We start from the raw sequence: 10,000 nt of genomic DNA on the forward strand, positions 1-10,000 counted from the left end.
TTTAGTCACACGAAATAATTGTGTATATTTTTTATATTTATGCTATCTTAAATTTGAATGTTGTAATTGCAAAACATCAATTAAAAATGACTACATTTAAATAACAAGCTCATATGTAAGATTTTTCCCAAAGGGGGATATATTTATGTCAGAAAACATGGAAGAATTATGGTCTAAAACTCTAGAAGAATTAAAACAGCAACTTAGCAAACCAAGCTTTGAGACCTGGTTTCAATCCACTGAGCCTGTAGAAATGAGTAGTACGGATTTATATATAAGTGTTCCTAACGAATTCACTAAAGACTGGCTCAATTCCAGGTATAAAAATTCAATTGAAAATTCATTAAAAAAAATATCAGGAAAACAGCTAAAAATTAAATTTTTATTACCTGGAGAAAAAATAAAAATGGAAGAACAAAACAATGAAAATGAAGAAAAACCAGAATCTACTTCTAAAAAGTCTTCCCAGGGAAGCGAACATACAACTTGGTTAAATCCCAAATATACCTTTGATACATTTGTTATAGGAAATGCCAATAGATTTGCTCATGCTGCCTCTTTGGCAGTGGCAGAAGCTCCAGCCAAGGCATATAATCCTCTATTTATATACGGGGGAGTAGGCTTAGGTAAGACTCACTTAATGCATGCAATTGGTCATTATGTACTCAGTCATCAACCAAACTATCGGGTTGTCTACATTTCATCGGAAAAGTTTACAAATGAATTTATCAACGCTATCAGAGATAACAAAACAGTTAATTTCCGTAATAAATACAGAAATGTTGATATCCTTTTAGTTGACGATATTCAATTTTTAGCAGGAAAAGAACAAACTCAAGAAGAGTTTTTCCACACTTTTAATACGCTTCACGAAAATGATAAGCAAATCATTATCTCAAGTGACCGTCCTCCTAAAGAAATTCCCACATTAGAAGACAGGCTTAGATCACGATTTGAATGGGGTTTGATCACAGATATTCAAGCACCAGATTTAGAAACTAGAATAGCTATCTTGAGAAAGAAAGCATATCTAGAAAAGCTTGATATCCCCAATGATGTAATTGTTTATATTGCCAATCAAATAGATACTAATATAAGGGAATTAGAAGGTGGCTTAATTAGGGTTATTGCCTATTCATCAATGGCTAATAAAAAAATAACCAAAGAAACAGCAGAAGAGGCGTTAAAGGATATTTTACCTAATAAACAACCTAAAAAAATGACAGTGGAGCATATCCAAAAGACGGTAGCACAATATTTTGGATTAAAGGTTGATGATCTCAAAGCTAAGAAGCGTACACGTTCAGTAGCTTTCCCTCGACAGATAGCAATGTATCTAGCAAGGGAATTAACCGACAGTTCACTACCTAAAATAGGAGACGAGTTTGGTGGACGCGATCATACTACAGTTATGCATGCTCATGACAAAATAGCAAGTGACCTTAAAAAAGAATCTCATTTAAATGAAACTATAGATGAAATCAAGAATCTATTACATGGTGATTAAAGGAGTTATTTTAGTGGATAAGTCTCGGAAAAACTGTGGACAACATTAGGGACTATCTGTGTATATTCTTCGGGATAACTTAAGACACTTATACCAATTGTTAACTTGTGGATAATTATGATAGATTATTAACAAATTTGTCCACAAGTTTTTGCCTATATTATATCCACAAGGGTCTATTTTCCACTTATCCACAGGCCTTACTGTTAAGATGACTGTATTTACTAAGTATATTAATTATATAAAGATAATATGACAAAGGAGTGAAACAAATGAAAATCATTTTTCAAAAAGATGAACTTACTGAAGCTTTGCAAGCAACGCAAAGAGGTATTTCAAATAAAAATACAATTCCCCATTTAAATGGCTTTTTTATTCAGACCCATAGCGATAATACTCTCTCTATCATTACGTATGACTTAGAAATGGGTATAAACTACTATTTATCAACAGAAATTTTAGAACAAGGTTCCGTTGTTGTACCTACTAAGTTTTTTGATATAATAAAAAAGCTGCCGGAAGATCAAATTACTTTTAGTGTTGATCAGGAAAATTATTTAATCACTATTGAAAGCGGACAAGTTTACTATGAAATCAAAGGTCTTGATCCTGAAGAATACCCCAAATTACCAGAAATTGAAGAAGGGAAATCTTTTTCTATTCCGGAAATCTTATTGAAAAAAATGATTCATCAAACCAGTTTTGCAGTTAGCAAAGAAGAGACTAAACCTGCATTTACAGGAGTTCTTTGTAAATTTGATTCAGATAATAAACTTGATATGGTTGCAACTGATAGTTATAGATTAGCTTGGAGAAAAGGTAAAATTTCTAATGATAGTCAAATATCAGGAGAGTATATAATACCGCAGAAAGCTATTGGTCAAGTACAGAGAATTATAAGCGAAGAGGATAAATTAATTAACTTGTATTTAGCAAACGGATATTTCTTGTGTGAAACTGAAAAAGTAAGGCTATTTAGTAAGTTAATTGACGAGGAATTTCCCAATCTGGATCAAGTAATACCAAAAAATTATCAAACCAAAGTAATGATTGACAGAAAATTCCTGCAAGATTCTATGGAAAGAGCTTCTCTTTTAGCCAGTGAAGGTGCAAATAACATTGTTAAATTAAACATTTCAGAAGAAAATATGGAAATTACATCTAATTCCCCTCATACGGGTAAATTAAAAGAAGATTTACAATTATATAAAGAAGGAGATAACATAAGTATCGCCCTTAATGCCCGATTTATCATTGAAGTTTTAAAGGTCATTGAAGAAGATCAAGTAGAATTAGAATTTACTGGCTCTTACAGCCCTATGATCATCCGTCCTAGGGAAAATGATCAGTACTTTCATCTCATACTGCCAGTAAGAGCTTTTTAAACTGTTTAGGAGTGATATTATGAGTAAGCGTAAAGTTGAGATTAATAGTGAATATATCACCTTAGGGCAATTGTTGAAGTATGTAAACATTGTTGCTACCGGTGGAGAAGTTAAACATTTTTTGAAAGAAGAAGATATTGAAGTAAATGGAGAAAAAACAGAACAAAGAGGAAAAAAGTTATATCCAGGGGATATTGTTAACTTAAAAGACCAAGAGGAAATCATTGAAATAACTAAATGATAATATTATTTGGATCTCCGAAGGAGTGGTCCTTTGAAATTAACAGAATTGTGTCTTAAAAATTTTCGCAATTACTCTAATCTAAAACTGAATTTTAAAAAGCCGATTATATTGTTTTTTGGTGCTAATGCCCAAGGTAAAACAAACTTACTTGAAGCTATATATTATCTGGCTACAGGTAAATCCCATAGAGCTCAAAAAGAAAAAGAATTAATCCGCTGGGAAACCAGCGGATTTTACCTAAAAGGAGAATTAGAAAAGGAACAAGCCCAATACACTTTAGAAATAATTACAAACTATCAGAATGGGAAAAATAAAAATTTGAAAGTTAATAATTTATCCCAAACCAATACAAGAAATTTCTTAAAAACCATGAATGTAGTTATTTTTAGTCCCGAAGATTTAATGCTTGTTAAAGGGACCCCAGATAATAGGAGAAGATTTATTGATCAAGAAATAACTCAGGTGGATCCCAGTTATGACTTCTATTTGAAAAATTATTTTAAAGCTTTGAGACAGAGAAATAAACTATTGAAAACTTATCAAGATAAAAACACCTTGGCACAACATTTACCTCCTTGGAATCAACAGTTAGTCCATTATGGTTCTAAAATTATACTAAAAAGAGAAGAAGTTATTCATAAAATAAGATTGCTTGCCAGGTTAATTTATCGCAAAATAACAAATCAAACTGAAAATTTAGAGCTAGATTACTCCCCTTCATTGGAATTTGAAGATTGCAAGTTTAGAGAACAGCTTTCGGGAGAAAAATTAGCCCATAAATTTTTAAATACTTTAAACGAAAATCTACAAAGTGATATTGAGAAAAGAACAACTTCCATTGGACCTCACAGGGATGATTTAATTTTTAAAATAAATAATAAAGATGCCAGGCAGTTTGGTTCCCAAGGACAACAACGTACTACGGTTTTGGCTCTTAAAATGGCGGAATTAGAAATGATTAAAGGAGAGAAGGGTGAATTCCCTATTTTACTATTAGACGATGTTTTGAGTGAATTAGATGACAATAGAAAAAAACATCTGTTAAATTTAACAGAAGGACGAGTGCAAACATTCGTAACTAGCACTTCTATGGAAGATTTCAATGGTGACGTGGATATTAAAGCTAAATCCCAGGTTTTTCGAATTGATAACGGTGAGGCGGTGAAATTAAATGCAGGGAATCAGGAATGATTTAAAAAAATTCCTTGCTAAAAGTGGTTTATTAAAGAAATTTTATCAAGAAAAAGCTATGAATTATTGGGTAGATGTCGTAGGTGAAGAAATTGCTACCAATTGTCAACCAAAAGTTTTTCAAGGTAAGAAAATGATAGTAGTATGTAGCAATTCTATTTGGATTCAAGAATTGTCCATGAGAAAGAAAAACTTAATTAAAAAACTCAATGAAAAAGTAGGTAAAACAGTAGTTACAGATATTAAATTTGTTACGGGACAGATCCCTAATAATTCAGGTTTAAATTTAACTAGGGGACGATCAAAATATAAAGAAATTCCCTTGGAAACCAAGGAAAAAGATTGGGTTGAAAAAACTACATCGGAAATTGAAGACGAAAATTTACAGAAAAAGTTAGCAAAACTCATGGAGCAAGATTTAAAATATAAAAAAGGAAAAAAATCGCAAGGTTATTCTGAATGTGATAAATGTGGGAAATTAACTAACAATAAAGGTATTTGCCAAGATTGCATAGAAGAGAACGAACGGAAAAAGTTGAATACTTTAATAAGGATTTTGAAGGATTCCCCTTGGTTAAATTACAATGAATTACAAGAAGAAATCCCTTCTGATATGGAGATAACAAGAAGGGATTACAATCGAGCTAAAAATCAATTTTATCAACGTGTTAAAGATGAACTGTTTAAAGCGAAACAAGTTTTTAAATATAATCAAACTCAAAAAAATTACGATTGGCTTAAAGACCTTTTACAGCAATATGTTTTGATTATAACTGAAGAAAAGCCTGAGGAAATTGATGATAAAACTTGGGAAACCGCAGTTGGAGCTCTTGGGAAAGAATATCTAGAGCTTGCTAATAAAAAACTGGGAAAGGATGGCTGAGCAATTTATGTTTGTTCACATCGGTGACAATATTGTTCTTCCAATCAAAGAAATTGTAGGTATATTTGATATATCTGTTTTAGAAGATAAAGCAACTAGGGATTTTTTAAAGATCTCTGAAGAAGAAGGATTTGTTAAAAATAATAAGTATGATAATCGGGAACGTAGTTTTGTTTTGACAGGACAAAATATTTATTTTTCTCCTATTACTTCTGTCACTTTAAAAAAGAGGATTGAGAAAATTTATAATCAACAAGATGGCGACTTATTTGAACAGGAAGAAGAGGATGAAATAGATAATACTTAATAATTAAATTTGATTAAACCGAGCAACTTTTGTGGTATAATATGGTATGCGAGAAATGGGGGTTTAGTAATGGAAGAAAACAAGTTTGTTAACGAGCAAAATTATGATGAAAGCCAAATACAAGTCCTTGAAGGTTTAGAGGCCGTTAGAAAAAGGCCAGGAATGTATATAGGTTCGACCGATGAGCGAGGTTTGCATCACTTGGTTCATGAAGTTGTAGATAACAGTATAGATGAGGCTATGGCAGGTTATTGCGATGATATAAGAATTAAATTAGAGCCAGGTAACAAAGTCCGAGTTACTGACAATGGTCGAGGAATACCTGTAAAAGATCACCCCAAGATTAAAAAACCAACTTTAGAAGTAATTATGACTTATCTACACGCAGGCGGTAAGTTTTCAAATGACAGCTATAAAGTATCTGGTGGACTTCACGGTGTAGGTATATCTGTGGTAAATGGTTTATCAAAGTGGATAAGAGTTAAAGTTTATCGTGATGGTAAAGTCTATCAACAAGAGTATGAAAAAGGTTATCCCAAAACGGAAATTAAAGAAATAGGAGAGTCGGACAAGCGCGGAACAGAAATCATTTTTCTACCTGATGAAGAAATTTTCGAGACAGTTGAATTTGACTATCAAGTGCTTAGAAATAGATTACAGCAATTAGCTTTTTTAAATAGAGGAGTTTCAATTACTATTAGCGATGAAAGAGAAGATGAATTTAAAGAAGAACATTTTAAATATGAGGGTGGTATTAAGTCCTTTGTAGAATATTTAAACGAAAATAAAACAACTCTATTTACTCCACCAGTTTATATTGAAGGCGAACAAGAAGGGTGTAAATTAGAAGTAGCAATTCAATATAATGACGGCTATCAAGAAATGATTCATTCCTACGCAAATAATATAAATACTCATGAGGGAGGTACTCATGAATCAGGCTTTAAAATTAGCCTAACCAGAACGGTTAATGATTACGCACGCCGACATAATCTGCTCAAAAACGGAGACAAAAACTTAACAGGTGAAGATATTAGAGAAGGTATCACTGCTATTATAAGTGTTAAAGTGGAAGATCCTCAATTTGAAGGACAAACAAAAACTAAACTGGGAAATAGTGAAGTGAGAAGGATTGTCGAAGGTATTGTTTCGGAACATCTGGAAAGTTATTTAGAAGAAAATCCTGCAGTAGGTAAAAAAATAGTTAATAAAGCAATTAATGCTTCACGAGCTAGAGAAGCAGCTAGAAAAGCAAAAGAGTTGACCAGAAGAAAAAATGCCTTAGAGGTAACTGCTCTTCCAGGTAAATTGGCCGATTGTACTACAAAGGATGCTTCAAAAAGTGAATTGTATTTAGTCGAGGGTGATTCAGCTGGTGGCTCGGCTAAACAAGGACGTGATAGAGAGTTTCAAGCTATCTTACCACTTAGGGGTAAGATTTTAAATGTAGAAAAAGCAAGATTTGATAAAATCCTGGCAAATGAAGAGATTAAAACTATTATTACAGCTATTGGAACTGGAATAGGTGAAGAATTTGATATCTCCAAGGCCAGATATCAACGAATAATAATTATGACAGATGCCGATGTTGACGGTGCTCATATCAGAACTTTACTATTAACTTTCTTCTACAGATATATGAGGCCTTTAATTGAACACGGTTACGTTTATATAGCTCAACCGCCATTATATATGGTTAAGAAGAAGGGTAAACATTACTACACTTTTAATGATCATGAACTAGATAATTTATTAGAGGAAATAGGGAAAGAAGGTATTAGTCTTCAAAGATATAAAGGTCTAGGGGAAATGAATCCTACTCAACTTTGGGAAACAACTATGAATCCAGAAAGTAGAACTGTTTTAAATGTGAATCTACAAGACGCCATTGAAGCCGATAAAATATTTACGGTTCTCATGGGTGAGAAGGTCAGTCCTCGACGTAAATTTATCGAAGAAAATGCCCGAGATGTGAGAAATTTGGATGTTTAAAAAATATGTTTAATTTTTAGCAGATCTTTTAACAGATTGATAATAAGATAACAAGCTTTGAAAAGAAAAGGAAGGGAAGCTATTATGAGCGATACTATGCGAGGGAAAGTAGTGCCGATTGATATCCAAGAAGAGATGGAAAATTCTTTTCTTGATTATGCTATGAGCGTAATTGTCAGTAGGGCCTTACCTGATGTCCGGGATGGTTTAAAACCGGTTCATCGTCGAATTTTATTTGCTATGCACGATCTAGGAATCACACCAGAAAAACCTTATAAAAAATCTGCCCGTGTTGTTGGAGAAGTGCTAGGTAAATATCATCCTCATGGTGATGTAGCACTTTACGATGCTATGGTACGCATGGCTCAAGACTTTTCAACCCGATATCCTTTGGTGGATGGTCACGGCAACTTTGGGTCAGTTGACGGTGATAGTGCTGCTGCCATGCGTTACACTGAAGTTCGAATGGCTAAGATCAGTACAGAATTATTGAAGGATATCGATAAAGAAACTATTGATTATCAACAAAACTTTGACGAAACTTTAGAGGAACCTGTCGTACTACCTTCTAGATTTCCTAACTTACTTGTCAATGGTTCAGCTGGTATAGCAGTTGGTATGGCAACTAATATTCCTCCTCACAATTTAGACGAGGTTATCGACGGGATAGTGGCCATGATAGAGAATCCTGAGATTGCCGATGAGGATTTAATGAATTATATTAAAGGTCCCGATTTTCCCACTGGAGGAATTATCCTTGGCAGAAATGGAATTAAAGACGCTTATTCAACTGGAAGAGGAAAACTTAAAATTAGAGCAAAAACAGAAATTGAAAATTTAAAAGGAAATAAGCATAGAATTTTAGTAACAGAAATCCCTTATCAGGTAAATAAAGCCAAACTTATAGAATCAATTGCATCTTTAGTTAGGGAAAAGAAAATTGAAGGAATTAGTGATCTCAGGGATGAATCTGATAGAGATGGTCTCAGAGTTGTAATAGAACTCAAGAGGGATGTAAATCCTAATGTCCTATTAAATCAGCTATATAAATACACTACTTTAGAACAATCTTTCGGAATTATCTTACTAGCCCTGGTTAATGGAGAGCCCAAAGTACTTTCGCTTAGAGAAATCCTGGATCATTATCTGGAATTTCAAAAAGAAGTTATTATCAGACGAACCAAATATTTATTGAGAAAAGCCGAAGCAAGGGCTCATATTTTAGAAGGACTTAAGATAGCTTTAAATAATTTAGATGCTGTGATCAAATTGATTAGACAATCTAAAACTGTTAAAGAGGCAAAAGAAGGTCTTATGAACAATTTTTCATTATCAGATAAACAAGCCCAAGCAATTTTAGATATGAGACTTCAAAAGCTAACTGCTTTGGAACGAGATAAAATAGAGGAAGAATACAGTGAACTATTAAAGAAGATTGACTACTACAACAGAGTATTAGGGGATGAACAATTAGTCTTAAATATTATTAAAGAAGAAATCCAGGAAATAAAAGAGAAATACAGTGATAGTAGAAGAACTTTAATTACTAATAAGACCGATGAACTTGATGAAGAAGATTTAATCCCTGATGAAGAAGTAATTATCACATTAACGCATCAAGGATATGTCAAACGAGTACCACTGTCCACTTACCGTAATCAAAAACGGGGTGGTCGAGGTATTAGTGGGATGACTACTAAAAACGATGATTTTGTAGAACATCTTTTTGCAACTTCAACTCATAATTATATTTTATTCTTTACCAATAAAGGCAAGGTTTATAGACTTAAAGTATATGAAATCCCGGAAGCTTCACGACAAGCCAGAGGTACAGCTATTGTTAATCTACTTGCAATAGATCCTGATGAACACATTACTGCAGTTATACCGATTCAAGAATTTACTGAAGATGACTATCTGTTTTTCGTAACGAAGCAGGGAGTTGCTAAAAAAGTTATCTTAAGCGAATTAAAAGCTTATCGAAAAGATGGTTTGATTGCAATAAACTTAAATGAAGATGATGAATTGATTGATGTTCATCTAACTGACGGAAAACAAGAAATAATTTTAGGAACGGAGCAAGGATTAGCAATTAAATTTTCAGAAGAAGAAGTTAGAAGTATGGGAAGAAATTCTCGCGGTGTAAAAGGTATTTCATTGAAAGATAATGATCGAGTAATTGGAATGGATATTGCCCAAGAAAATTCTGATTTACTAATTGTCAGTGAAAACGGCTATGGAAAGAGGACTCCAGTTTCAGAATATAGGACACAATCAAGAGGCGGAAAAGGTATCTATACCTTTAAACCATCAGAAAAATCCGGGAATCTAGCGGGTTGTATAGTAGTTAATGAAGATGAAGAAATTATACTGGTGACTGCACAAGGTGTGATTAACAGGCAGCAAGTTGAAGGCATATCACAAATGAGTAGGAGAACTCAAGGAGTGAGATTAATTAAATTAAAAGATGACGATCAAGTGGTATCACTGG

The 10,000-nt window shown here is 33.2% G+C and carries 8 protein-coding genes (1 of these 8 cut by a window edge); all 8 read left to right on the plus strand.

Annotation, left to right across the window (positions count from 1 at the left end):
• The first annotated feature begins 145 nt into the window (after nucleotides 1–145).
• Nucleotides 146–1,507, plus strand: a complete 1,362-nt coding sequence (dnaA, locus tag NTHER_RS00005; protein ID WP_012446491.1) for a chromosomal replication initiator protein DnaA — start codon at nucleotides 146–148, stop codon at nucleotides 1,505–1,507.
• A gap of 272 nt (nucleotides 1,508–1,779) precedes the next feature.
• Nucleotides 1,780–2,892, plus strand: a complete 1,113-nt coding sequence (gene dnaN, locus NTHER_RS00010) for a DNA polymerase III subunit beta (protein ID WP_012446492.1) — start codon at nucleotides 1,780–1,782, stop codon at nucleotides 2,890–2,892.
• A 19-nt stretch (nucleotides 2,893–2,911) separates the two neighbouring features.
• Nucleotides 2,912–3,133, plus strand: a complete 222-nt coding sequence (yaaA, locus tag NTHER_RS00015) for a S4 domain-containing protein YaaA (protein ID WP_012446493.1) — start codon at nucleotides 2,912–2,914, stop codon at nucleotides 3,131–3,133.
• Between the two features lie 33 nt (nucleotides 3,134–3,166).
• A complete protein-coding gene (gene recF / locus NTHER_RS00020; protein ID WP_012446494.1) occupies nucleotides 3,167–4,327 on the plus strand; it encodes a DNA replication/repair protein RecF in 1,161 nt (386 codons plus the stop codon).
• On the plus strand, nucleotides 4,308–5,210 hold the full coding sequence (locus NTHER_RS00025; RefSeq protein WP_012446495.1) for a DciA family protein: 903 nt from the start codon (nucleotides 4,308–4,310) through the stop codon (nucleotides 5,208–5,210). Before recF ends, NTHER_RS00025 begins: the two co-directional genes overlap by 20 nt.
• A gap of 7 nt (nucleotides 5,211–5,217) precedes the next feature.
• Nucleotides 5,218–5,517: an extracellular matrix regulator RemB gene (remB, locus tag NTHER_RS00030; protein ID WP_012446496.1), complete on the plus strand. Its 300-nt coding sequence runs from the start codon at nucleotides 5,218–5,220 to the stop codon at nucleotides 5,515–5,517.
• A gap of 69 nt (nucleotides 5,518–5,586) precedes the next feature.
• Nucleotides 5,587–7,509 carry a DNA topoisomerase (ATP-hydrolyzing) subunit B gene (gene gyrB, locus NTHER_RS00035; protein ID WP_012446497.1) on the plus strand — a complete coding sequence of 641 codons (1,923 nt, stop codon included), beginning with the start codon at nucleotides 5,587–5,589 and terminating at the stop codon, nucleotides 7,507–7,509.
• Nucleotides 7,510–7,593: 84 nt separating this feature from the next.
• Nucleotides 7,594–10,000, plus strand: the 5' portion of a protein-coding gene (gene gyrA / locus NTHER_RS00040; RefSeq protein ID WP_012446498.1) for a DNA gyrase subunit A. The gene runs 17 nt beyond the window's last position; 2,407 of the gene's 2,424 nt are visible here — the first part of the coding sequence; its start codon is at nucleotides 7,594–7,596; the stop codon falls past the right edge of the window.

This window comes from Natranaerobius thermophilus JW/NM-WN-LF (genome assembly GCF_000020005.1).
Classification (GTDB): domain Bacteria; phylum Bacillota; class Natranaerobiia; order Natranaerobiales; family Natranaerobiaceae; genus Natranaerobius; species Natranaerobius thermophilus.